This is a genomic window from Proteus hauseri, from assembly GCF_004116975.1.
Classification (GTDB): Bacteria; Pseudomonadota; Gammaproteobacteria; order Enterobacterales; family Enterobacteriaceae; genus Proteus; species Proteus hauseri.
The window spans coordinates 1,981,480-2,008,168 of record NZ_CP026364.1 but is presented as its reverse complement, the minus strand read 5'-3'; the positions used below and the strand labels follow the sequence as shown (position 1 = coordinate 2,008,168).

Here is a 26,689-nt window from a genome sequence, read left to right as displayed (position 1 = left end):
TTGTCATTATTTTTTGTTGTGATTGCGTCCGTAGACCAACCAAGTAATCAGAACGCAGGCGATATAAAACAGGACAAAAATTTTCATTGCCCCAGCAGGTGAGCCTGTCATTGCTAACGAAGTACCAAATGCTTTTGGAATAAAGAAACCGCCTATCGCACCAATGGCTGAGATAAAACCAAGGGCAGCAGCACTTTCTGTTACTGCTTCTTTTTGAGCAGCCTCATCTGTTGCACCTTGTGCTTTCATACGGTCAACAGTGATCTTGCGAAATACGACAGCAATCATTTGGAAAGTAGAGCCACTGCCTAAACCTGCGGTTAAAAACAGCACCATAAATACGCCATAGAAAGCGATAAAAGAGCCACCAGCACCGTGTTCAGGTAAGGTTAAGAAAAGCAGAGCGGAGAAAATAGCCATAAGAATAAAGTTAATCAGCGTGACTCTAATACCACCAAACTTATCAGATAACGCGCCGCCAACCGGGCGTGCCAAAGCACCTAATAAAGGTCCAAAGAACGCATAGTGCAAAATCACCACATCAGGAAATTGGGTTTTTGATAACATGGCAAAACCGGCAGAGAACCCAATAAACGAACCAAATGAACATAAATATAAAATGCTCAATAACCACAAGTGACCACGTTTCAGTACCGGTAATTGTTGGCTTAATGAGGCTTTATTTGCGGCTAAATCATTCATGCCAAACCAAGCAGCAAAGGTGAAAATTAATAAAAAGGGTACCCAAACCCATGCTGCATTTTCTAGCCATAAACGAGAACCATCTGGCTGTAGAACACCAGGGCCACTAAACATAGCAAAAACACCCACACCAATAACTAATGGTGCGATTAACTGCATAACGCTAACACCCAGATTACCTAAACCCCCATTTAAACCTAATGCACCACCTTGGCGTGCTTTAGGAAAGAAAAAGCTGATATTGGCCATACTTGATGCGAAATTTGCGCCAGCAAAACCACACAATAGTGAGATAACAATAAAGGTAGAATAAGAGGTGTTAGTATCTTGAACTGCCATGCCTAACCATAAGCAAGGAATAATCAAGAAAATGGTGCTAATTGCAGTCCAACGACGGCCACCAAAGATAGGAATAACAAAGGAATAAGGAACGCGTAAAATCGCGCCTGACACAGAAGGCAGAGCCGTCAGCATAAATAGCTGATCAGTGGTAAAATTAAAACCGACCTTGTTTAAATTAACTGCCACAGCACTAAAAAGCATCCATACGCAGAATGATAAAAGTAAACAAGGAACTGAAATCCATAAATTACGTGAAGCGATTTTTTGACCTGTTTTTTCCCAAAAAGCCTTATCTTCAGGATGCCAGTCTTCGATCACCCCTTTTCTCATTTTTTCCGGGTGTTGAGTGAGTGCCATAGCGACCTCTATTAACAATTAAATTGGCACCTTTTTACGATTAGAATTGTTAACGAGTCATGATCTGAATCAAGCAAACATTTGTTTGATTTTTAAGCTAAAATGCTAATACCCACCTAAGTATTAATAGGATTACATTAATATTTGTATTAATAATCAATAAATTAAAGTAAAGTCATTATAATTTACCAATGAAATTATTCACCTTGTCTATTAAGGGGTAATACTTTAGTAGTATGTGACTTTTAATGAGTTTTTAAGGCAAGATAGCAGCAGAATAAATATGGGAAATATAGAGATGACAGTAAACCGAGTACGATGGAATTACCGTTTTTCAATAATTAATCAAATCGCAATATTAATGCTGCTATTCACCTTATTAGGTGTCGTGGGCATGGCTATCTCTAACCATATTGTTTTAAGTGTTCAAGGAAATGCTCATGCGATAAATAAGTCTGGCTCTTTACGTATGCAGAGCTACCGCTTGTTAGCATCTTTGCCTTTAGATAAAGCTCATCGTTATTATATTGATGAATTAGAACGTGATTTAGATAGCGAAGAACTGCTTCAGGTTATTAGTACATCATCGTTAAAATCACAATACAGTACTCTGACTCACTATTGGAAAGAAACACTAAAACCTACGTTATTATCGGCTAAACAACCCCAAGATGTGCAGCAAGAGGTCATTAGTTTTGTCGCACAACTGGATAAATTAGTGCTTAGTATTGATCAGCTAACAGAGCAAAAAATTAGGCTGGTGGCTTATACTCAACTTATTTTTACTGCCCTTACCTTATTACTGCTTTTTGGCTCTGTTTGGCATTTTCGCCGTCGTTTGTTGCATCCTTGGCAACAATTAATGGCAATGGCAAATTCTATTGGCCATGGTAATTTCTCTACACGTTTTCATCAACGAACACACCATGATGAAATAGCCACATTAGGTATTGCACTGAATACGATGTCTGAGGAGCTCTCTACTCTTTACAGCGAATTAGAAAAAAGAGTAGTAGAAAAAACCCATGATTTACAACAAAAAAACCAAGTACTTTCTTATTTATATCACTCTAGTCAACAATTACACTCCCAAGCCCCTCTTTGTGCCCGTTTACGACAAATTTTACATGAATTACAAATGATTATTCCCGATGCTTATTTGCAAATTCGACTCTACGAAGATAATCATCACACTCTTTTTAATGAGATAAATTTAGCACCTCAATCACGACCAGAGCACTGCCCTGATCAACAGTGTGACCGCTGTGAAGAAAACCTGCCTATTGAGCTACAACCAAAAAGTGAGTTATTACATTGGGAATTAGCTGATCAAATCCATCGTTATGGATTATTTGTCATGCAGCTACCTGAAAATATTACGCTAACAGATGAACAGAATAATCTTATGCTATTGTTAATTAAACAAATTTCAGCGATGTTAGCGATGGAGCAACAAAATGAGCAGCAACAACAACTGTTATTAATGGACGAACGATCCGCTATTGCTCGTGAATTACATGATTCTATTGCGCAATCGCTCTCATGTTTAAAAATGCAAGTAAGCTATTTGCAGATGCAATCTGAAACCTTACCAGAGAACTGTCAAAAGCTCTTAAAAGAGATGCGAGAAGAGTTAAATGTAGCCTATCGTCAATTGCGGGAATTATTAACGACATTTCGTTTAAAACTTACTGAACCGGGGCTGTTAGCTGCATTAGAAAGTACATTAAATGAGTTTAACCAACGACTCGGTTTTTCAATTAGTTTTGATTATCAGTTACCCGCTAAATGTGTCAATTCACACCAAAGTATTCATGTGGTACAAATTGTTCGTGAAGCCTTAAACAATATTTTACAGCACGCCAATGCTAATTGGGCAGAAGTGTCTCTGAGCCTGCATGAAGGCGCTGTTGAACTAAGAATTAATGATAATGGTGAAGGGATTGCACCTAATCCTGAAAAGCTTAATCACTATGGTCTGATTATTATGCGTGAGCGCGCACATAGCCTAAATGGCTCTTATACTATCAAGGTACGTGAACAGGGCGGTACCCAAGTATTTGTTAAATTTCCATTGATAACTACTCATAAAGATCCTGTCGAAAATGGAGCAAGTCGTAATGAATAATATGGAATCTATCGCAGAGAAAGCGACTATTTTATTGATTGATGATCACCCGATGTTACGCAATGGCGTAAAGCAGTTATTAAGCCTTGATAATACTCTCACTGTTGTTGGTGAAGCAGGCGATGGTATTCAGGGCGTTAAATTAGCTGAAGAGCTCGATCCTGATTTAATCTTGCTTGATCTTAATATGCCAGGAATGAATGGATTTGAAACACTGGATCAACTGAGATTAAGATCATTATCAGGGCGGATCGTAGTATTTAGTGTTTCTAATTACAGTGACGATCTGGTGACGGCATTAAAACGCGGAGCCGATGGTTACTTGCTAAAAGATATGGAGCCAGAGGAACTACTCTCTTCACTCAAACAAGCTGCGGCAGGAAAAATGGTATTAAGCCCGGCGCTTACACCTATTTTAGCAGAGTCATTACGCGAAGATAGATCTGAAGGTGAGCGTGATATCGAGCAACTCACTCCACGCGAGCGCGATATTTTAAAATTAATCGCTCAAGGGCTATCGAATAAAATGATCGCTCGTAAGCTTGATATCACAGAAAGCACCGTTAAAGTGCATGTAAAACATTTACTGAAAAAAATGAAATTAAAATCACGTGTTGAAGTGGCGGTTTGGGTTCATCAACAACGCGTTGATTAATTAATATTAGGCATAGTGGGCTGATGAATATTCATTAGCTCAACTAATTCTTTTGCTCCTTTTTGCAATGACTCCCCTTTTAACCACATTGCATGAATAGGCAAACGTAACTCATTTTTTGTATTCTTAAATTGAAGCTGTTTTAATTTACCTTTTTGCAGCTGAGTATAAATCAGTGAATAAGGCAAATTACCCCATCCCATACCTGCTTCAACCATACCTAATGCCATTTGGAAGCTGTCAGTTTGCCAATAGTTGGTCGCGACTAAAGAGCGTACATCTCGTAATTCTTGAGTATGGCTAGCAATAATAATTTGGCGAACATTCACTAAATCTTCAATAAATACACCTGCTGGATGAGCAAGAGCTATGTGGCTCGCTGATATTGTGGCAACAAGTGATTCAGAACCTAAATATTGAAATTGCTCATCACCATTAACGTACATTCCCCCATACACCAAACAGAGCTGTATTTTGCGCAAATGAAGCATTTCAATAATATCATCTTGCGCTGCCGTTATTACATTGACATTGAGTAGTGGGTAACGCTGAGTCAATTCTGATAATGCAGGTAATAAATAATCTGGGTTAATATCAGCAGCAACACCGATATTTAACACACTCTCAAGATCCATCGATAATTCCTGAGCATGTGCCTGTAATAATTTTAATTGCTCGGCAATCATTCTTGCATGAGGTTCAAGCGCTTTGGCTTTTTCTGTTGGTTGTGGCTCACGCGATGATCGTTCAAAAAGCGCATAACCTAACTCTGCTTCCATATTAGCAATTGCCATACTGACTGCCGATGGAACGCGTTTTAACGAACGTGCAGCCGCAGAGAAAGAACCTTTGTCCATCACTGCTAAAAATAACGCAATATGTTCACTAGAGAACTGCATGTTCACTCCTGATGTTTCAGTTAAATTGATACTAGCTGACTTTTTCTGTCATTTTTGTTGATTTATCTTACGATGCTTAACGTCACTTATCCATAGAAAAAGAGAGCAAGATGCAAGGAATTAAACGAAAAATTATTTACGTTACCGCTTATGAAATTTTTGGCTGGATAATTTCTTCGGTGGGATTAGCCTTGCTTGCAGATAGCTCAACCGCAGTAACAGGGCCATTGGCATTAGTGATAACAACAATTGCAGTAAGCTGGAACTTTATTTATAACTGTCTGTTTGAATATTGGGAAAGCCGCCAGATTTCAAGAATTCGAACGTTTAGACGTCGACTGGCTCATGCTATCGGATTTCAATTAACGCTGGTGCTTTATTTAATCCCATTAATTGCATGGTGGTTAAATGTTTCATTATGGCAAGCATTAGTGATGGATTTTGCACTGATTATTATTATTCCTTGCTATACCTTTGTTTATAATTGGATTTTTGACAAAGTATTTGGATTACCCAAATCGGCATTACCTGAAAATGCGCCAGTAGCCTAACGTGTTGAATAGTATAAATAGAGTGATCCTTTATAGGATCACTTTTCAACCGCATAAATATCTTCTAACGCAAATTGCTCAATCCCGCCTTCTAACTCACAACGACCTAACCCCATATTTTTATCATCTGCTGTTGTTCTTTTTAGCAATTTACCTGTTACTTGTCCTAAATCTTTATCAAGCTCAATAACACGGTAATACTCTTTCATATAGCTCTCTTCACCTAATGCCATATAAACTAAAAATTCATCACCCATTTTGATGTTCATACTTTTAGTTACTCACACTTAATCGTTAATCGAAATAAAATAGTGAGGTTCAGTCTAACTAAAGCTTCTCTAAGATAAATTGACTCACTCGATATTACATTAAGTTAGTTTATCAATTTCCAACTCATCATTATGATGCTGATCAGAATAAATGAGAGCGTAAGATACTGAAAAAAGCGTTCAGATAAATAAACCAAAAGATAACGCGCTAAAGGAATAGAAAAAAGAGAACCTAAACAGAGGATCAGTGCTGTATGAACATCGGTATATCCACCAGCACTATAAGCAATTGCAGAGCCGCCAGAAAGGATCGTGGTAATAAAAATAGAGGTACCTATTGCCTCTTTAATTCCCATTTGAGCAAAACGCATTAATACAGGTAACACCACTAATCCTCCTCCAACGCCAGTCGCACCTAATACAAAACCGGCACTCATTCCCGGAACAAGTAGTGATGAAACAGTTATCGCACTAGGTGGTGTTAATAATGTTAAGGGATCAATAGAAGATTTTCTTATCATTCGTTGTAAAAAAAGGATGAGTGAAAAAACGATAGCCACGATCATCAAGATATTTATGCCCGATTCTACTCGCGCATAATATTGGGGTTGGTTACCTAACCATGTTACGCCATAGCTGGCTAAAAAAGTGGCCGGAAACATAATACCTAAAATAAGTAGCGCCGGTTTTAGCGGGATATTGCCTAAACGAAAATGAATATAAGAAGATGATAATTTCATTAGCATCGAGAGCAAATTAGCGGTTGCAACAGCCGCTAATGCATTCATACCAAAAAGATAAATAAGTACAGGCAATAAAATAACACCACCACCAACACCTGTTGTTGTAATAACTAAACCAATCACAGAACCAATGAGGAGTTGTGTTACTAACAGCATCTTATTCCCTTTTCACCATGCTCTAAATATGGATAGATTATAAGCAATATAACTTATAACCAAAAGGAATTAGATATAACAAATAGAAATATGAATTACGTTATTATAAAAAAGCATCTTAGCTTGCTGAAAAACAAAACCAAGATGCTTTATAATTAAAATTAATATCAATATTAATCAATGAATTACTGATATTGGATTAATTAATTTCAGCTAAAACAGCTTCTGCTGAGAAATATTCACCCGTTTTGGCTTTTTGCTGTAAAACACCATTACGAGAAGCAATAACCTGTACTTCCATTTTCATTGCTTCCATTATTGCAATTACATCACCTTCATTCACATTTTCACCATCAGACAAAATCCAGCTATGTAATACACCTGAAATTGGCGCAGTTACTGCTTTTTCATTTTCTTCTTTCTCATCACTCATGCTTATTGCTGTTGGTATTAGCGCAGATAAAGACAAAAGTTGCGCTGGTAATGCAAGCTGATGACGACGGCCATCAATTTCAATAAAGGTACGTACTAACTCCTCATTTTTTGCTGCTGTACTACGTGGAAATTGAGAATTAGTGCTATTAAAATCAGTTTCTATCCAACGAGTATGCACTTTAAATTCATCTGTAAAATCATGCTGTTCCAACATTGCTTGATGAAAAGGTAATACACTTGCCACGCCTTCTATTTTAAATTCAGCCAATGCGCGACGAGCACGAGAGATAGCCTGCTCACGCGTTGCCCCCGTTACAATCAATTTTGCCATCATCGAATCAAACTGGCGCGATACTTGATTATTTTCAACTACCCCACTATCAACTCGCACACCGGGGCCTGAAGGCTGAGTAAAATGCGTAATTAATCCTGGTGTAGGTAAAAATCCTTTAGCCGGATCTTCCGCATTAATTCTAAATTCAAAGGAATGGCCACGAGGTACCGGTGTTTTATCAATACTTAATGGCAAACCTTCTGCAATACGTAGCTGCTCGATAACTAAATCAATGCCAGCAGTCTCTTCAGTAACTGGATGTTCAACTTGTAGCCGCGTATTCACTTCAAGAAATGAAATAGTGCCATTCGCACTTAATAAAAACTCTACAGTTCCAGCACCAACATAGTTTGCTTTAGCGCAGATATCTTTTGCTGATTGATGAATGCGTTGGCGTTGTTCATCACTTAAATAAGGTGCTGGAGCTTCTTCAACTAATTTCTGATTACGACGCTGTAAAGAGCAATCTCGCGTACCAACAACGACGACATTACCCAATTTATCCGCAATAATTTGTGCTTCAATATGGCGAGGTTTATCTAAAAATTGTTCGACATAGCATTCACCACGACCAAATGCTGTTACCGCTTCTCGTACTGCTGAATGATAAAGTTCTTCAATCTCATCCATTTTATAAGCAATTTTTAACCCTCTTCCACCACCACCAAATGCGGCTTTTATCGCAACGGGTAAACCATATTGTTTAGCGAAGTCGAAGACTTCTTTGGCATCATTAACCGGATCAGCTGTACCATTTACTAATGGTGCTCCAACAGATTGGGCAATTTTACGCGCCTGTACTTTATCACCCAGTACTTCTATTGTTTCAGGATTAGGGCCGACCCAAATAAATCCTGCATCTTGAACTGCTTTTGCAAAGTCAGATCGTTCAGAAAGAAAACCATAACCGGGGTGGATCATGGTTGCTTTAGCCTTCTGAGCAATAGCGATAATTTTCTCAATATCGAGATAACTCTCTTTGGGTAAATTACCCTTTAATCCATAAGCTTCATCGGCAAGGCGAACATGTAACGCATCAATATCGTCATTAGCATAAACTGCTATCGAAGTGGCACCATAGTCTTGGCAAGCACGAATAATACGAACAGCGATTTCACCTCTGTTAGCAATAAGTACCCGATGCTTCACTCTGCTATTTTGGTTAGTTATTGTCATGAGTGATATGCTCCTATCAATATTCCTGAAATGGGGTGATGGGGTTAAAACGAATTTTTGCATTAACAGGAATTTGCCCTGCTAGTGGTAAATGGTATTCAGCAACAGCGCCAATAACAGGGTAACCACCCGTTAATGGGTGATCATTAAGGAATAAAACGGGTTGACCATTGATTGGTACCTGAATTGCACCAATACAAGTCCCTTCACTTGAAAGTTCTTGTTTTTGCTCTCGTTCTAAAGGTGTGTTCCCTAATAAACGTAATCCTATACGATTAGATTGCGGAGTCACTTGCCACAATTGCGAGGTTAACGTTTTTATTGCATCAGTAGTAAACCAATCAGCGCGAGGCCCTAAAATAACGTCAAGCGTAACGGTATCACCTGGTTTAGGTAATTCAGTTAATGGCTGTTCTTCAACAATTATGCCACTTAGCTCAGTTTCACTATTTAGATGTAATACATCCCCTTCTCGTAATGCATTTGGGCCAATTTGCGCTAATGTATCAAACGCGTGACTACCTAGTATTTTTGATAGAGAAAAACCCCCTCTAACCGCCAAATAGCTGCGTACGCCAGCAATAGGTACACCAATAGTAAGCTCATCACCACAGCGAATATCTAGCGGTTGATATCCACTAAAGCGCTCAATATCACCTGTTTCATGCTTTAAGCTAATAACACAATCTGCGCCTGTTAATGCCATTACACAATCTTGTCGTGCTTTGAGTGTTAACCCACCTTGCGTAATTTCAAGCGCAGCTAAAGTTGGGGGATTTCCTACTAAACGATTCGCAGCATGTAATGCGGGTTTGTCTAATGCACCTGAAGCTGAAACCCCCATTGATGCAGCCCCAATACGTCCTTCATCTTGAAATAGTGTTTGTAATCCCGCTGAAATAACATAAAGCCCTTGAGTACTAAATAAGGGGGATAAATGAGTATTTTGCGTTTTTTCTGGCAGTGAAATAGTTGTTGGTACTTTTTTTGTATCCACAAAATGAACTTCATTACCAGGTAATAATAATGCGGGTTGTTCACGAGAAAGATCCCACATTTTTATTTCGGTAGTACCAATTAACTGCCAACCACCGGGGCTTTGTTGTGGATAAACACCACTAAATTCGCCAGCAAGCCCCACTGAGCCAGCGGGGATACGTGTGCGAGGTGTTTTTTTACGAGGAACATACAGCGGCGTTTCTTCAGAAATAAGGTAAGCAAATCCCGGAGCAAATCCGGTAAATGCAACTTGGTAAGTTTGTTCTGTATGTTTACGGATCACATCACTAACGCTGATCCCTAATAATTCGGCGACCTCATTAAGATCTTCCCCTTGATAATCAACAGGGATCGTTAATGATCGAGTTTGTCGAGATAACACGGCTTTTATTTCTAACTTTCGCACCATTAACACAAGTTCTTCGGCACTTATTAGCCACGGTATATAGTGAATTAACAGTGTTTTAGCTGCGGGGACCATGTCTTGTATCGCAGGAATATCCGCCTGTTTTATTGATTCATATAACGCCAGAGTCTCTTTTAAAGATGAAAGCTCAACAAGTAAGTGAGATAAATTAACCGGCAAAAAACGCATAAGATATCTCCTTTTTAAACATGGTAAGCAGCATCAGGCACATCCGTAATAAACATATGTCCTGGTGCGTGGCTTAATGCAAAAGGAACACCTGAGCGCATAACAGCTGCTTGTGGTGTTACCCCACAAGCCCAAAATACAGGTATTTCACCTTTTTCTATTCTGACGGGCGAACCAAAATCAGGTGACATAATATCGCTAATTCCCAATGCGAGAGGCTCACCAATATGCACAGGTGCACCATGAACAGAGGGAAAACGGCCACTTATCATCACAGCATCAGCGACACGATCTGCTGGGATAGGACGCATCGAAACAACTAATTCCCCTTCTAAGCGCCCTGCGGGACGACATAAACGATTTGTTTTATACATCGGTACATTGCAATTATCAGTGATATGACGAATTTCAATACCCGCGTCTAGCATGGGTGTTTCAAACGTAAAACTACAGCCAATCAGAAAAGTGACTAAATCAGGATGCTGTGCCCAAATATCTGTCGCATCGGTTATTTCATTAACTAATTTGCCATTTTCCCAAACCCGATACAGCGGAATATCAGTCCGTAAATCAGCACCTTCAGCTAAAATAGTGTGATAACTTCCTGCTTCACAAACATCTAAAATAGGGCAACTTTTGGGGTTACGCTGCGCATAAAGTAGAAAATCAAATGCCCAATCGCGAGGCAGGCTTATCATATTAGCTTGTGTCATTCCTTTCGCCATTCCCGCTGTAGGTATGGCTAAACCATTGCGAATGGCTAATCTGGCTTCTTGCGCTTGCATCACTGCATCAGCTGTTGCTTTCATTAATATCGTCATCATTTACACCTTTTTTACCATTAAAGAAGGTGCAAATGGCTTAATTTCTACACCATGATGAACTAAAAGTTCTTTGACGCTTTTTGCTAAATTAACCGCATCTGGGCTATCGCCATGAACACAAATCGAATCTGCTTGTATTGGTGTAAATATGCCTTCAATTGATTCAACCCCACCTTCTTGCACCAGTCGCAACATACGTTGTGCAACAAGTTTTGAGTCATGTAAGACAGATCCTTCTTTTTTTCGTGAAACCAATGTGCCATCTGAATGATAAGCCCTGTCCGCAAAAGCCTCTGCTATAACCCGAAGCCCTTTTTCTTTCGCTAAAGCGATTAATGGTGATCCTGCCAATGCAACTAGCACTAACTGAGGATCAACAGCGAGTATTCCTTCAATTACAGCTAATGCTTGGCGTTTATCATGGACAATAGTGTTGTAAAGTGCGCCATGAGGTTTGACATAAGTGACTGTCATATCTGCGGCTTTAGCTAAACCTTGTAAGGCACCTATTTGATAAATCACATCAGCGATTAATTCATCACTGGCAATATCCATATTACGACGACCAAATCCCACTAAATCGGGATAAGCAACGTGAGCACCAATGGCTGTGTTGTGTCGCTTGGCTGCTTTTAATGTTTTTAAAATACCTTCAGGAGAACCCGCATGAAACCCACAAGCAATATTAGCGCTGCTAACAATTTCTAATACTGCGGCATCATTACCCATTGTCCATTGACCAAAGCTTTCACCTAAATCACTGTTTAAATCTATCGCCTTTATCATCGTTGTTATTCCCTTAAGCAATATTGAGGTAATTGAAGATAGCGCTTACTGACATAACACCCATATACCATGTTAATGCACAAACAATGATGCCTGACCATAACAGCCATGCAGGGTATTTATAGCCATTCATTAAATCTTTACGACGCCATGCAACGAAAATAAATAACGTCATACCAATAGGTAAAATTAAACCATTAAAACCGCCAGCAAAAACTAATAACGCCGCAGGCGCCGTGCCCATAACCATATAAATAACTAATGATACAGCGATGAAAATAATGGTTGCGATATTACGTTGACGTTCAGTAACACCTTTTTTAAATACAGTAATAAATGACATCGAGGTATAAGCTGCACCAATAACACTTGTTAGTGCTGCGGCCCATAAGATCAAACCAAAGACACGTAATCCAGTAAGCCCTGCAGCATGTTGAAATGCTTGAGATGCTGGATTAGCGGCATGGCTAGAGATATCAAGCGTTACACCGCTAGAAACAACACCAAGGATCGCAAGGAATAAAATGTAGCGCATCAAACCAACGACTAAAATACCTTTAGTTGCTGCACTCGAAACCACCTCAATGTTCTCAATACCAGTTGTGCCTTTATCAAGCAGTCGATGAGCTCCGGCATAACAGATATAACCCCCGACAGTTCCCCCAACAATAGTTGTGATAGTGGCGAAGTTAATTTCATCAGGCAAAACAGTTTGTCTTAGTGCTTCGCCTATAGGTGGATTTGAGGCAATCATGACAAATACAGTCAGTAAAATCATAACTACACCAAGAATAATAATCATCCGGTCAATAAAATTACTGGCTTTACGTGATGAGAAAATATAAATCGCAAGCAAGGCACTTAAAATCCCTCCCCATTTAGGATCAAGCCCAACCATGGCATTTAATCCCAATCCTGCCCCCGCAATATTACCAACGTTAAAAACCAATCCACCAAAGATAACTAATACGGCTAATAAATAACCACTTCCCGGAATGGCTTTATTTGCAATATCAGATGCGCGCATATTAGTGACGGTAATAACTCGCCATATGCTTTGCTGCACAATGTAATCAATAACAATAGAAGCGAGGATCCCAAAAGCAAAAGCTGCACCCATTGTCGCGGTAAATGTTGCTGTTTGAGTAATAAACCCAGGACCAATTGCAGAGGTCGCCATTAAAAAAATGGCAGCAATTAATGAAGAGCGCCTATTTTTTATAAACGAAGTTGGAGCTGTATTTGCAGTATCTTGTGTAGCCATCGGCTACCCCCTTTATCATCATTATTTTAATTATTATCACTTAGGCAATTAACGTGCCATTGTTGAGCACAACATCTATATTGTTAATCATATGATATTAGATTGTTGAACAATTAATAATAATAGATGAATAAATAAGCAAATAGATTTAAATATGAGATTGTAAAAGTGCAAACAAGATCACTTTTTTAACATTTTTATGACATTTAATCGTGCTTAATAAGTGATAAAAATGCACTCAAATAAAGCATCAAAATTTAACATGATCAAAAATGGTGCATTTTATTGATAGCTGATTTAGCTTAATTATTAAAATTTTCGAAGAAAGAGACTAATGATCGTTGATAAAAATAGAAATAAATAGGGAACTCTATCAGTGAGAAATGCGACATACTGACACAATAGAGGTTATATATTTTAGAACTCGCTGGTAGAATGAGCACTTCTATCGAGGATCTATAGCAAAAGATGACGCAAAAAAAAATCTCACCACAAATTCTTTCCCAAAAAGTTGCTGATATTATTCGGCAAAAAATCACTATTGGAGAATTACCTCCTGGTGAGAAGCTTTCTGAAACCGCCTTAAGTGAAACTTTAGAAATTTCGCGTAACACATTAAGAGAGGTTTTTCGCATACTCACAGAAGAAGGTCTTCTTACTTATAAACCTAATCGTGGCGTGTTTGTTTCTGTACCAGATATGGCAACTATTATGGATATTTATCGGGTAAGACGATTAATTGAATGCGATGCTTTGCGCCATTCTTATCCTATGCATCCTGCAATAAACAAGATGATAGATAAAGTTAACGAAGCTAAAATTTTTCAAAATCAACAAGATTGGAATGGTGTTGGAACATGTAATATGCATTTTCATACCGCGATTGTTGAGCTTTCTGATAGCCCTCGATTATTTAAGCAATATCAGTTAATTTCTGCTGAATTACGTCTAGCTTTTGGTTTGTTAAACGATCCCCAACTTCTTCATGCCCCGTATATTGAAAAAAATAGGTATATTTTAAAGCTGTTGATGGATGGAAAAGCACAAGAAGCAGCATCTGCAATGGAAGAGTATTTAGATATTTCAGAACGAACTGTTCTAGCGGCATTTTCTCGCCAAAATCTCTGCTAAAAATGCCCTAAATTAGGGCTACTTTTATTGTTGTAACCCTTATTATAACTGTAGTTTTAACAATAAATATTCAGATTGTTTTTTAGTCACGTTTAAAAGTAAATAACTTATTACACGTTGGAGCCAAGGTATTATTTAATAATTATCTTTAAATAAATTATAAAATAATCCAAGATTGCAGAGTGATAACGATTATTTCTCACTTTTTAAAAAATACTAAAATTTAAACGCAAAAAAGCCAACCCAGTGGGTTGGCTTTCTCGTCTTATTTAATGCCTGGCAGTTCCCTACTCTCACATGGGGAGACCCCACACTACCATCGGCGCTACAACGTTTCACTTCTGAGTTCGGCATGGGATCAGGTGGGACCGCTGCGCTATGGCCGCCAAGCAAATTCTGTTATTACCCGTTACGCCAATCTCTCCACGTAACCAGTAATTCAATCTTAAAACAAGCTTACTTTATTGATGTTAGTCTCTTCTCTCAGACAAAACACCTTCGGTGTTGTCAGGTTAAGCCTCACGGTTCATTAGTACTGGTTAGCTCAACGTATCGCTACGCTTACACACCCAGCCTATCAACGTCTTAGTCTTAAACGTTCCTTTAGGTCACTCAAGGTGACAGGGAAGACTCATCTCGAGGCAAGTTTCCCGCTTAGATGCTTTCAGCGGTTATCTCTTCCGCACTTAGCTACCGGGCAATGCCATTGGCATGACAACCCGAACACCAGTGGTGCGTTCACTCCGGTCCTCTCGTACTAGGAGCAACCCCTCTCAATCTTCCAACGCCCACGGCAGATAGGGACCGAACTGTCTCACGACGTTCTAAACCCAGCTCGCGTACCACTTTAAATGGCGAACAGCCATACCCTTGGGACCTACTTCAGCCCCAGGATGTGATGAGCCGACATCGAGGTGCCAAACACCGCCGTCGATATGAACTCTTGGGCGGTATCAGCCTGTTATCCCCGGAGTACCTTTTATCCGTTGAGCGATGGCCCTTCCATTCAGAACCACCGGATCACTAAGACCTACTTTCGTACCTGCTCGAGCCGTCACTCTCACAGTCAAGCTGGCTTATGCCTTTGCACTAACCGCATGATGTCCGACCATGCTTAGCCAACCTTCGTGCTCCTCCGTTACTCTTTAGGAGGAGACCGCCCCAGTCAAACTACCCACCAGACACGGTCCCCGATCCAGATTATGGACCTAGGTTAGAACATCAAACGTTAAAGGGTGGTATTTCAAGGTTGACTCCATGCAGACTGGCGTCCACACTTCAAAGTCTCCCACCTATCCTACACATCAAGGCTCAATGTTCAGTGTCAAGCTATAGTAAAGGTTCACGGGGTCTTTCCGTCTTGCCGCGGGTACACTGCATCTTCACAGCGAGTTCAATTTCACTGAGTCTCGGGTGGAGACAGCCTGGCCATCATTACGCCATTCGTGCAGGTCGGAACTTACCCGACAAGGAATTTCGCTACCTTAGGACCGTTATAGTTACGGCCGCCGTTTACTGGGGCTTCGATCAAGAGCTTCTCCCTAAGGATAACCCCATCAATTAACCTTCCAGCACCGGGCAGGCGTCACACCGTATACGTCCACTTTCGTGTTTGCACAGTGCTGTGTTTTTAATAAACAGTTGCAGCCAGCTGGTATCTTCGACTGGCTTGGGCTCCGTCCGCGAGGGACTTCACTTACCGCCAGCGTGCCTTCTCCCGAAGTTACGGCACCATTTTGCCTAGTTCCTTCACCCGAGTTCTCTCAAGCGCCTGAGTATTCTCTACCTGACCACCTGTGTCGGTTTGGGGTACGATTGTTGGTAACCTGAAGCTTAGAGGCTTTTCCTGGAAGCAGGGCATCAATTGCTTCACCACCTTAGTGGTTCGTCATCACACCTCAGCATTAAGTGACCGGATTTGCCTAATCACTCTGCCTACATGCTTGAACCGGGACGACCGTCGCCCGGACAACCTAGCCTTCTCCGTTCCCCCATCGCAGTTACCACCAGTACGGGAATATTAACCCGTTTCCCATCGACTACGCTTTTCAGCCTCGCCTTAGGGGTCGACTCACCCTGCCCCGATTAACGTTGGACAGGAACCCTTGGTCTTCCGGCGTGCGGGTTTTTCACCCGCATTATCGTTACTTATGTCAGCATTCGCACTTCTGATACCTCCAGCATGCCTCACAGCACACCTTCGCAGGCTTACAGAACGCTCCCCTACCCAACAACACCTAAGTGTCGCTGCCGCAGCTTCGGTGCATGGTTTAGCCCCGTTACATCTTCCGCGCGGGCCGACTCGACCAGTGAGCTATTACGCTTTCTTTAAATGATGGCTGCTTCTAAGCCAACATCCTGGCTGTCTGAGCCTTCCCACTTCGTTTCCCACTTAACCATGACTTTGGGACCTTAGCTGGCGGTCTGGGTTGTTTCCCTCTTCACGACGGACGTTAGCACCCGCCGTGTGTCTCCCGTGATAACATTCTTCGGTATTCGCAGTTTGCATCGAGTTGGTAAGTCGGGATGACCCCCTAGTCGAAACAGTGCTCTACCCCCGAAGATGAGTTCACGAGGCGCTACCTAAATAGCTTTCGGGGAGAACCAGCTATCTCCCGGTTTGATTGGCCTTTCACCCCCATCCACAAGTCATCCGCTAATTTTTCAACATTAGTCGGTTCGGTCCTCCAGTTAGTGTTACCCAACCTTCAACCTGCCCATGGATAGATCACCGGGTTTCGGGTCTATACCCTGCAACTCATTCGCCCAGTTAAGACTCGGTTTCCCTACGGCTCCCCTATACGGTTAACCTTGCTACAGAATATAAGTCGCTGACCCATTATACAAAAGGTACGCAGTCACCCCATAAAAGAGGCTCCTACTGCTTGTACGTACACGGTTTCAGGTTCTTTTTCACTCCCCTCGCCGGGGTTCTTTTCGCCTTTCCCTCACGGTACTGGTTCACTATCGGTCAATCAGGAGTATTTAGCCTTGGAGGATGGTCCCCCCATATTCAGACAGGATAACACGTGTCCCGCCCTACTCGTCGAGTTCACAATAACAGCATCTTCAGATACGGGGCTATCACCCTTTACTGCCGGACTTTCCAGACCGTTCTCCTGATGCTGCTATTGATTAAGACTCTGGGCTGTTCCCCGTTCGCTCGCCGCTACTAGGGGAATCTCGGTTGATTTCTTTTCCTCGGGGTACTGAGATGTTTCAGTTCTCCCGGTTCGCTTCATTACGCTATGTATTCACGTAATGATAATATCCATTGGATATTGGGTTTCCCCATTCGGAAATCGTCGGTTATAACGGTTCATATCACCTTACCGACGCTTATCGCAGATTAGCACGTCCTTCATCGCCTCTGATTGCCTAGGCATCCACCGTGTACGCTTATTCGCTTAACCTCACAACCCGAAGGTGTCTTTTTCGAAGATAATCTTGGTGGTGATGGCTGTGCAGATTACATTTCGTCGTTGGGCAGTGCTCGCCATGCTCACATACTTATGTATGTTGCGCTGGCTGCGCGCTGTCCGCCTCGAACTGTAAATTGCTCGCGCATCCCACTTTGATGTCAAAAACACATTCAAAGTTTGAGATTTTGAGAGACTCATCAATATACCTCGGTGATATATTGATTTGTTTTCAATTTTTCAGCTTGTTCCAGATTGTTAAAGAGCATAAATAGTTAAAATAACTTACTTAAATTATTTTAACTATTTTCTGATTTTCATCAGACATAGTGTGGTACGCCTTTCACTCATACCGCGCATTGGCGTCCCCTAGGGGATTCGAACCCCTGTTACCGCCGTGAAAGGGCGGTGTCCTAGGCCTCTAGACGAAGGGGACTCTTGTCAGCTTCGCAGACGCGCTTTTGCTCGTTCTTCATCAGACAATCTGTGTGAGCACTACACATAACACGTATCTCTTAGGTAAGGAGGTGATCCAACCGCAGGTTCCCCTACGGTTACCTTGTTACGACTTCACCCCAGTCATGAATCACAAAGTGGTAAGCGCCCTCCCGAAGGTTAAGCTACCTACTTCTTTTGCAACCCACTCCCATGGTGTGACGGGCGGTGTGTACAAGGCCCGGGAACGTATTCACCGTAGCATTCTGATCTACGATTACTAGCGATTCCGACTTCATGGAGTCGAGTTGCAGACTCCAATCCGGACTACGACAGACTTTATGAGTTCCGCTTGCTCTCGCGAGGTCGCTTCTCTTTGTATCTGCCATTGTAGCACGTGTGTAGCCCTACTCGTAAGGGCCATGATGACTTGACGTCATCCCCACCTTCCTCCGGTTTATCACCGGCAGTCTCCTTTGAGTTCCCGCCATTACGCGCTGGCAACAAAGGATAAGGGTTGCGCTCGTTGCGGGACTTAACCCAACATTTCACAACACGAGCTGACGACAGCCATGCAGCACCTGTCTCAGAGTTCCCGAAGGCACTCCTCTATCTCTAAAGGATTCTCTGGATGTCAAGAGTAGGTAAGGTTCTTCGCGTTGCATCGAATTAAACCACATGCTCCACCGCTTGTGCGGGCCCCCGTCAATTCATTTGAGTTTTAACCTTGCGGCCGTACTCCCCAGGCGGTCGATTTAACGCGTTAGCTCCGGAAGCCACGCCTCAAGGGCACAACCTCCAAATCGACATCGTTTACAGCGTGGACTACCAGGGTATCTAATCCTGTTTGCTCCCCACGCTTTCGCACCTGAGCGTCAGTCTTTGTCCAGGGGGCCGCCTTCGCCACCGGTATTCCTCCACATCTCTACGCATTTCACCGCTACACGTGGAATTCTACCCCCCTCTACAAGACTCTAGCCAACCAGTTTCAGATGCAATTCCCAAGTTAAGCTCGGGGCTTTCACATCTGACTTAATTGACCGCCTGCGTGCGCTTTACGCCCAGTAATTCCGATTAACGCTTGCACCCTCCGTATTACCGCGGCTGCTGGCACGGAGTTAGCCGGTGCTTCTTCTGCGGGTAACGTCAATTGCTAAGAGTATTAATCTTAACACCTTCCTCCCCGCTGAAAGTACTTTACAACCCTAAGGCCTTCTTCATACACGCGGCATGGCTGCATCAGGCTTGCGCCCATTGTGCAATATTCCCCACTGCTGCCTCCCGTAGGAGTCTGGGCCGTGTCTCAGTCCCAGTGTGGCTGATCATCCTCTCAGACCAGCTAGAGATCGTCGCCTAGGTGAGCCATTACCTCACCTACTAGCTAATCCCATATGGGTTCATCCGATAGCGCAAGGTCCGAAGAGCCCCTGCTTTGGTCCGTAGACGTCATGCGGTATTAGCTACCGTTTCCAGTAGTTATCCCCCTCTATCGGGCAGATCCCCATACATTACTCACCCGTCCGCCGCTCGTCAGCAAGAAAGCAAGCTTTCCTCTGTTACCGCTCGACTTGCATGTGTTAGGCCTGCCGCCAGCGTTCAATCTGAGCCATGATCAAACTCTTCAATTAAAAGTGTTTGATGCTCAAAGAAATCGAATACTTAGCTTCATTCATAAATGAATTTTACTTTTGTAAACACTCTTTAAGACTTATATACATCTAAATATTTTAGAAGATATCGTCTCTGCGAGTGCCCACACAGATTGTCTGATAATTTGTTAAAGAGCAGTGCAACATTCGCTGCCGTTTCCGGTCTTCTGCGTTGTTGCGAGGAGGCGTATATTACGTTATTCCTCTGAAGAGTCAAGAGTTTTTTCAAACTTTTTTCTTTTCTCTTCGCTGTCCCTCGCGGCTGTTGTTAGCTCATCGTGGGTCAGTGGATGCGCATTATAGGGACATCTGAGATTAGCGCAAGTGTTTATTTGAAATTAATTACTGTTCGACTAAAACTCCAACAATACGCATAAAAACAGTACAACCGAGCCTAAAAATCAACCTATTTTGGCAAAATTAGTAGCAAACTCACTAACTTTATTCCAATCCGTATATTCAATTTCTTTTGTTGGGTCTGTTTCCCCCTTTGTCATTTTCATAATAAGTTGGATCATCACTCTATCAATCCATTTGTAGCGAGGGTAAAAAAGCGCACCAGCAAATACACCTGTTAATGTTGGCTTCCAAGGTGTCTTATCTAAAAACTTGCATATATAAGAATTAGTCTCTGGCGTACTCTTTTCTTCTTTTCGTGCAGTAAGATTAACACCAAAGAATGCTGAAGGCATATTATTGAGTTGAGAAAGATGTCGAGTTATAAATTTATCCAAGGCTTTATTAAAGTAACCATAACGAATAGAAGCACCGACCAATACCTTATTATAAGCAGATAGATTTAAGTTCTGCTGAACAGAAGTTAAATCTCTCACATCACATTCATAGCCATGCTGCCTTAATTCATTCGCAATTTGAGTCATTATTTTTTTTGTTTGACCATCAGTACTACAATAAAGCAATAGCGCGCTCATACATCACTCCTTTATTTGGTTAATCACGCCAAAATGTTGGGGTAAATAAAACCAATAATGTGAAAACTTCTAATCGACCAAATAGCATGGTCACAACAAGTATCCATTTTGCGGCAGGGTTCATCGTTGTAAAGTTGTCAGCAACGATACCTAAACCTGGCCCTAAGTTATTTAATGTCGTCGCAATAGCAGAAAATGCAGAGAACTCATCAACCCCTGTTGCTATCAGTAACATTAAGCTAATAATAAAAACCAACGCATAAGCAGAGAAAAATCCCCACACCGCTTCAATGATCCTTTCAGGAAGAGCTCGGTGCCCAAGCTTGATGGTATAAACAGCATTTGGGTGAACAAGACGTTTTAATTCTCGATTACCTTGTAAGAATAAAAGCAAAATACGAATAACTTTAAGTCCACCACCAGTTGATCCAGCACATCCACCAATAAAAGCTGAACATAATAATAGAAGAGGTAAAAATGCAGGCCATTGAGCAAAGCTGTCTGTCGCAAATCCTGCGGTTGTTGCCATAGAAACAACTTGGAAAAATGCCTGATTTATTGTTGTCCATCCCGAATCATAAACAGAATAAAGCCAAAGTATTCCGCTACAAATAATGACTAATCCTATTTGAATAGAGATAAACATACGAAATTCAGGATCACGCCAATAAATATTAAGGCTTCGTCCAGTTAATACTGCAAAGTGCAGACCAAAGTTACAACCAGAAATTAATAAGAAGACCCCAATAATCACATTAATTGTTGGGCTATTAAAATAACCAATACTGGCATCGTGCGTTGAGAACCCCCCAATAGCAATAGTTGAAAAGCTATGAGATATGGCATCAAACACATCCATTCCAGCTATCCATAATGCTAAAGCGCAAACAATAGTAAGCAGAACATAGATAAGCCAAAGCGCTTTAGCTGTTTCAGCAATTCGAGGTCGCATTTTATTATCTTTTAGCGGTCCTGGCATTTCAGCTCGATAAAGCTGCATTCCCCCAACCCCTAACAGCGGAAGTATTGCTACGGCTAATACGATGATCCCCATACCACCAAGCCATTGTAACATTTGCCGGTAAAATAGAATTGCTTTAGGCAACGAGTCTAGACCAACAAGTGTTGTAGCGCCTGTGGTTGTTAGTCCTGAAAATGATTCAAAAAAGGCATCGGTAACGGATAAATGAGGTTGTTCGGAGAAAATAAATGGCAATGCCCCAACACTGCCAAGTACAGTCCAAAATAAAACAACGATGAGAAAACCTTCTTTGGGTTTTAGCTCACTTTTTTTATTTCGATTGGGGATCCACAGCATCAATCCAATAATCAATGCCACAATAAATGTTTGGCTAAATGCACGCCCAGCACCATCTCGATAAATAAGAGCGACGATACCAGGAATTATCATCGTGACAGAAAATAAGATAACGAGAAGTCCGACGATACGGGTTATTGAACGAAAATGCATTTAGCGATTTCCTTGATAGCAAAGATTATTCATTTCTGTCTAATGGTTTTAATTGCATACTACCGCGACTTATATCACGTAGTTTTATTTCAACTTCATCACAACTTGTTGCTGGAAGTGAGAGTGTAAATGTCACTTTATCAGTATATTCGCTTGATAAAATTTGCCCTTGATACTGCTCTATAACTTGCTCAAGCAACGAAACCAGTGAATACTCACACTCTACAATAAAGAACGACTGCGGCACTTTTATTTTTGTTGGCAAAAGTTTTAATGCTTGCTGAACACCACTGCCATAAGCACGCACCAAGCCGCCTGTACCTAATTTGATCCCACCGAAATAACGCACAACTACAGCAGTTACCTCTCCCATGCCACTCCCTAAAAGCGGTGCAAGAATAGGTTTCCCCGCAGTTCCTGTTGGCTCGCCATCATCAGAAAAACCTAATTGCTGAGAATCATCAGGCCTTCCGGCCACAAATGCCCAGCAATGGTGTCGAGCATCAGGAAATTGCAATTTAATAGATTGAATGTACGCTTTTGCCTCATCAATACCATCAGTGTGAGCAATAAATGTAATAAAACGGCTTTTCTTTATTTCTTCACTGAATTCAACCGTTTCAGCTGGGATCAAATAGGCTTTCATCAGGCTAAGTGTAAATCTCTTGTCATATTTTCGATTTTATTATCATGGATAATAATATTGTCTTCAATGCGAATGCCACCGAATGGTTTAAAGTGTTCGATAAGTTTCCAGTCGAAGTTTGCGTTGTACTTACCTTCGCGCCAAGGTTCAAGCAATGAATCAATAAAATAGAATCCAGGTTCAATGGTTAATACCATGCCTGGTTCAACAACACGAGTGCAGCGTAAGAATGGATACATTGCTGGTGCAGCAAGGTGTGTCCCTTTATCGTCTTGCATAAATCCCGCGGCATCATGAACTTGTAGACCTAATGCATGACCTAAACCATGAGGAAAAAATGGTGTTGTTAAGCCTTCACTTACCATTTCTTCTTCGCTCACACCTTTTACAATGCCATATTTATGTAATAACCCAGCAATACGCTGATGCATTTGAAGATGATATTCAGTGTAACGAACGCCTGCTTTCATCGTACCAATAAGTGCTTGCTGTGCCTCATTCATATCTTTGACTAAAGCTGTAAACTCATGGTTTTCTTTAGCTGAAGCTGAATAAGTACGCGTAATATCGGCAGCATAACCATTATATTCAGCTCCTGCATCAATCAAGAAGCTGCGATACTCATCAGGTGATTGATGATCAAGTTTTGTATAGTGCAATACGGCTGCATGTTCATTTAAAGCGACAATATTTCCATAAGGTACATCTGTATCGCGATGCCCCGTTGCCATTAAATACGCCATATTAATATCAAATTCGCTCAATCCCGCTTGAAATGCTTCGCGAGCGGCGATATGCCCATTAACAGCCATTTTTTGCGCTTCACGCATACAGGCTAATTCATAGTTTGTTTTATAAGCACGATAATAATGATAATAATTAATAAGTGACTGATTATTAGTATTATCGATACTAATACCTAATGATTCAGCACGTTGCGTATTCGGCCCAATATAAGCGGTATTTTTATTAATATAAGGTGTTAACTCTTTTGGAATATCATCGACATTTTTTAAATGAATTAACTCAATTTCATGAGTCCAGTAGCTATTAGGCAGAGCTTCAACACTATGCCAATAATCGACTGGAGAATAAAACCAAAGCTTTGGTTTATTAATTCCATCAACTAATAGCCAGCAATGTGCCACATCGGTCACTGGTACCCAGGCTTTGAAGTGAGCATTAACTTTAAAAGGGTAATCACAATCATCTAGAAAAACACGAATGGGCTCACCAGAATGAATCAATAAGGCATCAATATTGTGTTTGGATAAAGCATCACGAGTACGACTTTGTAGGGTTTTGATGTGTTCTTGATAGAGAGAGAGCAATTTTTCCATTATTAATCACCTTATCTTATTTATTGTTAATAAGTCAGCTTAACACGCCAGCTCTTTCGCTGGCTAACACCACAACTAAAACAGATTATCACCATTTTAGCAGGTTTGTTTTTCTCTATTAGAGAGATAGCATGAAATTCAATTAGTTAAATATTTTCGCTGTGATCTTCTTTGCATTTTTTTAATTATATATTTGCATTTTGTTAACATTATATTCACACTTAAAATATCTGGTCATACCAGTTTATACTTTTAGGGAGAATACAAATGCTCTATCAAAGCGAAAATATTCATGCCAATTGGGTGAAACAAGGTATTGTTGAACTCGTTTTCAGCGCCAATGGTTCAATTAATAAATTAGATACAAAAACTGTTGCTATGCTAAGCGAAGCTTTAACGTTATTAGAGAAAACCCCTGACCTAAAAGGAGTTATCTTACGCTCAGACAAACCCGCATTTATTGTTGGTGCTGATATTACTGAATTCTTATCGCTCTTTGATGCACCCGTTGAAGAATTAACTCAATGGCTACAGTTTGCCAACCAGATTTTTAATCGACTAGAAGACTTACCTGTTCCCACCGTCTCAGCAATCAATGGCTATGCCCTTGGTGGCGGCTGTGAATGTGTACTTGCCACCGATTTTCGTATCGCTTCTGCTGATTTACGGATTGGCTTGCCCGAAACCAAATTAGGCATTATGCCCGGTTTTGGTGGTTCAGTTCGCCTTCCTCGTCTTATTGGCGTCGATAATGCATTAGAGATAATTACTGCAGGTAAAGATATAGATGCTGAAACGGCCTTAAAAAATGGCCTCATTCAAGCAATTGTTCCAGTAGAAAATCTAAAAGAGAGTGCTATCGCTTTAATAGAACAAGCAATTGCTGGCAATATAGATTGGAAAAAAGCGCGACACCCAAAAAAAGAACCACTAAGACTAACTTCTCTTGAGCATAAAATGTCTTTTGGTGTTGCTAAAGGTATGGTGATGAAAGTCGCTGGACCTCATTATCCTGCACCAATGACTGCTGTTAATACTATTGAAGAAGCTGCTTTTTTTCATCGCGAAGAAGCTCTTGCTCTCGAAACTAAAAATTTTGTAAAACTAACACGTACTGATGTGGCTAAAGCATTGGTAGGTATATTCCTCAACGATCAATATGTAAAAAGCGTCACTAAAAAACGCCATGCAGAACTGCCAAAACAAGCGGCTGTCCTTGGCGCAGGCATTATGGGTGGCGGAATTTCCTATCAGTCAGCGTTAAAAGGTATTCCTGTTGTTATGAAAGATATCAACCAGAAATCCCTTGAACTTGGTATGAATGAAGCTCTGAGTTTATTACAAAAACGACAAGAAAAAGGTAGAATGAGCGCCGTTGATATGGCAAAAACATTAGCATCCATTCAACCGACACTCAATTATGCCTCAATTTCTGATGCTGATGTGGTTGTTGAAGCCGTAGTCGAAAATCCTAAAATTAAATCTGCCGTTCTTGCTGAAACAGAAGCTTTACTTTCTGAAACAGCAATATTAGCCTCAAATACATCAACAATTCCTATTTCATTACTCGCAAAATCACTCCAGCGACCTGAAAATTTCTGTGGTATGCATTTTTTTAATCCAGTACACCGAATGCCTCTTGTAGAAATTATTAAAGGTGAAAAAACCAGTGACGAAACCATTAATCGTATTGTTAGTTACGCTAGCAAAATGGGTAAAACTCCCATTATTGTAAATGATTGCCCTGGATTTTTTGTTAATCGCGTGCTCTTCCCTTATTTTGCTGGTTTTTCTTTATTACTAAGAGATGGTGCTGATTTTATCACTGTGGATAAAGTGATGGAGAAAGTATTTGGCTGGCCAATGGGTCCCGCTTATTTACTTGATGTTGTAGGTATTGATACGGCAAATCATGCTCAGGCTGTTATGGCTCAAGGTTTTCCAGACAGAATGAGCATAATAGAACGCGATATCATTGCTCTTTTATACGAGCAACAACGTTATGGACAGAAAAATAATCAAGGTTTCTATCATTATTCTGTTGATAAACGAGGTAAAAAACAAAAAACGCTAGATAACCAAGTTCAGAGTTTAATCCAACAACATGTAGGAAAAACGCAAGAGTTTAGCCAAGAAGCCGTCATTTCACGCATGATGATCCCAATGATCAATGAAGTTATTCGCTGTTTAGATGAAGGCATTATTGCAACGCCGGCTGAAGCGGATATTGCACTTGTTTATGGCTTGGGCTTTCCTCCTTTCCGTGGTGGTGTTTTCCGTTATATCGATACCATTGGTTTAGCTCAGTTTGTTAAAAATGCTGAACAATACACATCGTTAGGATCACTTTATCAAATCCCTGACAGCTTAAAACAAAAAGCATTGCGTAACGAAACCTATTATCCAAAGCCCAAAAAAGTTGATGTTAACATCAGAGAACTCGCTTAAGGA

General features: G+C 40.9%; 18 protein-coding genes, 1 tRNA gene and 3 rRNA genes. 5 read left to right on the top strand and 17 right to left on the bottom strand.

Going from position 1 to position 26,689, the window contains the following annotated elements; all coding sequences use genetic code 11:
* Positions 1 to 6: 6 nt before the first annotated feature.
* Positions 7 to 1,401, bottom strand: a complete 1,395-nt coding sequence (locus tag PH4a_RS09225; RefSeq protein WP_064718773.1) for a NarK family nitrate/nitrite MFS transporter — start codon at positions 1,399 to 1,401, stop codon at positions 7 to 9.
* 283 nt (positions 1,402 to 1,684) lie between these two features.
* Here PH4a_RS09225 and narX point away from each other — a divergent pair, with 283 nt between their 5' ends.
* Both narX and narL read left to right on the top strand, forming a co-directional pair.
* On the top strand, positions 1,685 to 3,529 hold the full coding sequence (narX, locus tag PH4a_RS09220) for a nitrate/nitrite two-component system sensor histidine kinase NarX (RefSeq protein WP_425273732.1): 1,845 nt from the start codon (positions 1,685 to 1,687) through the stop codon (positions 3,527 to 3,529).
* Between the two features lies 1 nt (position 3,530).
* On the top strand, positions 3,531 to 4,184 hold the full coding sequence (gene narL / locus PH4a_RS09215) for a two-component system response regulator NarL (protein ID WP_109406178.1): 654 nt from the start codon (positions 3,531 to 3,533) through the stop codon (positions 4,182 to 4,184).
* Here narL and PH4a_RS09210 read toward each other — a convergent pair.
* Positions 4,181 to 5,083: a LysR family transcriptional regulator gene (locus PH4a_RS09210; protein WP_064718767.1), complete on the bottom strand. Its 903-nt coding sequence runs from the start codon at positions 5,081 to 5,083 to the stop codon at positions 4,181 to 4,183. The genes narL and PH4a_RS09210 overlap by 4 nt on opposite strands.
* A gap of 110 nt (positions 5,084 to 5,193) precedes the next feature.
* Between PH4a_RS09210 and PH4a_RS09205 the strand changes: the two genes are divergently transcribed.
* Positions 5,194 to 5,634: a PACE efflux transporter gene (locus PH4a_RS09205; RefSeq protein WP_129039312.1), complete on the top strand. Its 441-nt coding sequence runs from the start codon at positions 5,194 to 5,196 to the stop codon at positions 5,632 to 5,634.
* Between the two features lie 38 nt (positions 5,635 to 5,672).
* On the opposite strand, the gene PH4a_RS09200 is transcribed toward PH4a_RS09205, so the two are convergent.
* The 7 genes from PH4a_RS09200 to PH4a_RS09170 all read right to left on the bottom strand — a co-directional run bounded on the left by PH4a_RS09200 (position 5,673) and on the right by PH4a_RS09170 (position 13,215).
* Complete coding sequence (locus PH4a_RS09200) at positions 5,673 to 5,903, bottom strand: hypothetical protein (protein WP_129039310.1); 231 nt, start codon at positions 5,901 to 5,903, stop codon at positions 5,673 to 5,675.
* Positions 5,904 to 6,007: 104 nt separating this feature from the next.
* The gene (locus PH4a_RS09195) at positions 6,008 to 6,802 is read right to left on the bottom strand and encodes a sulfite exporter TauE/SafE family protein (RefSeq protein WP_129039308.1); all 795 of its coding nucleotides are present in this window, start codon (positions 6,800 to 6,802) and stop codon (positions 6,008 to 6,010) included.
* 199 nt (positions 6,803 to 7,001) lie between these two features.
* The gene (locus PH4a_RS09190; RefSeq protein ID WP_129039306.1) at positions 7,002 to 8,747 is read right to left on the bottom strand and encodes an acetyl/propionyl/methylcrotonyl-CoA carboxylase subunit alpha; all 1,746 of its coding nucleotides are present in this window, start codon (positions 8,745 to 8,747) and stop codon (positions 7,002 to 7,004) included.
* A 16-nt stretch (positions 8,748 to 8,763) separates the two neighbouring features.
* A complete protein-coding gene (locus PH4a_RS09185) occupies positions 8,764 to 10,341 on the bottom strand; it encodes a 5-oxoprolinase subunit B/C family protein (protein WP_129039304.1) in 1,578 nt (525 codons plus the stop codon).
* Positions 10,342 to 10,355: 14 nt separating this feature from the next.
* Complete coding sequence (locus tag PH4a_RS09180; protein WP_129041864.1) at positions 10,356 to 11,162, bottom strand: putative hydro-lyase; 807 nt, start codon at positions 11,160 to 11,162, stop codon at positions 10,356 to 10,358.
* Between the two features lie 3 nt (positions 11,163 to 11,165).
* Positions 11,166 to 11,951 (bottom strand): LamB/YcsF family protein, encoded by a 786-nt coding sequence (locus tag PH4a_RS09175; protein ID WP_129039302.1) that lies wholly within the window; start codon positions 11,949 to 11,951, stop codon positions 11,166 to 11,168.
* A 13-nt stretch (positions 11,952 to 11,964) separates the two neighbouring features.
* Entirely contained in the window at positions 11,965 to 13,215 is a 1,251-nt protein-coding gene (locus PH4a_RS09170; RefSeq protein ID WP_129039300.1) for an NRAMP family divalent metal transporter, read from the bottom strand.
* A 468-nt stretch (positions 13,216 to 13,683) separates the two neighbouring features.
* Between PH4a_RS09170 and PH4a_RS09165 the strand changes: the two genes are divergently transcribed.
* Positions 13,684 to 14,346 carry a GntR family transcriptional regulator gene (locus tag PH4a_RS09165; RefSeq protein ID WP_129039297.1) on the top strand — a complete coding sequence of 221 codons (663 nt, stop codon included), beginning with the start codon at positions 13,684 to 13,686 and terminating at the stop codon, positions 14,344 to 14,346.
* Positions 14,347 to 14,620: 274 nt separating this feature from the next.
* Here PH4a_RS09165 and rrf read toward each other — a convergent pair.
* The 8 genes from rrf to pepQ form a co-directional block, all read right to left on the bottom strand.
* Positions 14,621 to 14,736: ribosomal RNA gene (rrf, locus tag PH4a_RS09160) — 5S ribosomal RNA — on the bottom strand.
* 118 nt (positions 14,737 to 14,854) lie between these two features.
* Positions 14,855 to 17,759 (bottom strand): 23S ribosomal RNA (locus PH4a_RS09155).
* 366 nt (positions 17,760 to 18,125) lie between these two features.
* Positions 18,126 to 18,201, bottom strand: a tRNA-Glu gene (locus PH4a_RS09150).
* A gap of 84 nt (positions 18,202 to 18,285) precedes the next feature.
* Positions 18,286 to 19,828: ribosomal RNA gene (locus PH4a_RS09145) — 16S ribosomal RNA — on the bottom strand.
* Together the 16S, 23S and 5S rRNA genes with 1 tRNA gene alongside form the textbook arrangement of a ribosomal RNA operon.
* A gap of 422 nt (positions 19,829 to 20,250) precedes the next feature.
* Positions 20,251 to 20,781: a menaquinone-dependent protoporphyrinogen IX dehydrogenase gene (gene hemG / locus PH4a_RS09140; RefSeq protein WP_064718748.1), complete on the bottom strand. Its 531-nt coding sequence runs from the start codon at positions 20,779 to 20,781 to the stop codon at positions 20,251 to 20,253.
* Between the two features lie 19 nt (positions 20,782 to 20,800).
* Positions 20,801 to 22,252, bottom strand: coding sequence for a Trk system potassium transporter TrkH (gene trkH, locus PH4a_RS09135; RefSeq protein WP_064718747.1), 1,452 nt, complete (start codon positions 22,250 to 22,252; stop codon positions 20,801 to 20,803).
* Between the two features lie 25 nt (positions 22,253 to 22,277).
* Positions 22,278 to 22,898 carry an IMPACT family protein gene (locus PH4a_RS09130; RefSeq protein WP_129039295.1) on the bottom strand — a complete coding sequence of 207 codons (621 nt, stop codon included), beginning with the start codon at positions 22,896 to 22,898 and terminating at the stop codon, positions 22,278 to 22,280.
* Positions 22,898 to 24,238 (bottom strand): Xaa-Pro dipeptidase, encoded by a 1,341-nt coding sequence (pepQ, locus tag PH4a_RS09125; RefSeq protein ID WP_129039293.1) that lies wholly within the window; start codon positions 24,236 to 24,238, stop codon positions 22,898 to 22,900. Before pepQ ends, PH4a_RS09130 begins: the two co-directional genes overlap by 1 nt.
* A gap of 267 nt (positions 24,239 to 24,505) precedes the next feature.
* Here pepQ and fadB point away from each other — a divergent pair, with 267 nt between their 5' ends.
* Complete coding sequence (fadB, locus tag PH4a_RS09120) at positions 24,506 to 26,686, top strand: fatty acid oxidation complex subunit alpha FadB (RefSeq protein ID WP_129039291.1); 2,181 nt, start codon at positions 24,506 to 24,508, stop codon at positions 26,684 to 26,686.
* The last annotated feature ends 3 nt before the right edge of the window (positions 26,687 to 26,689 follow it).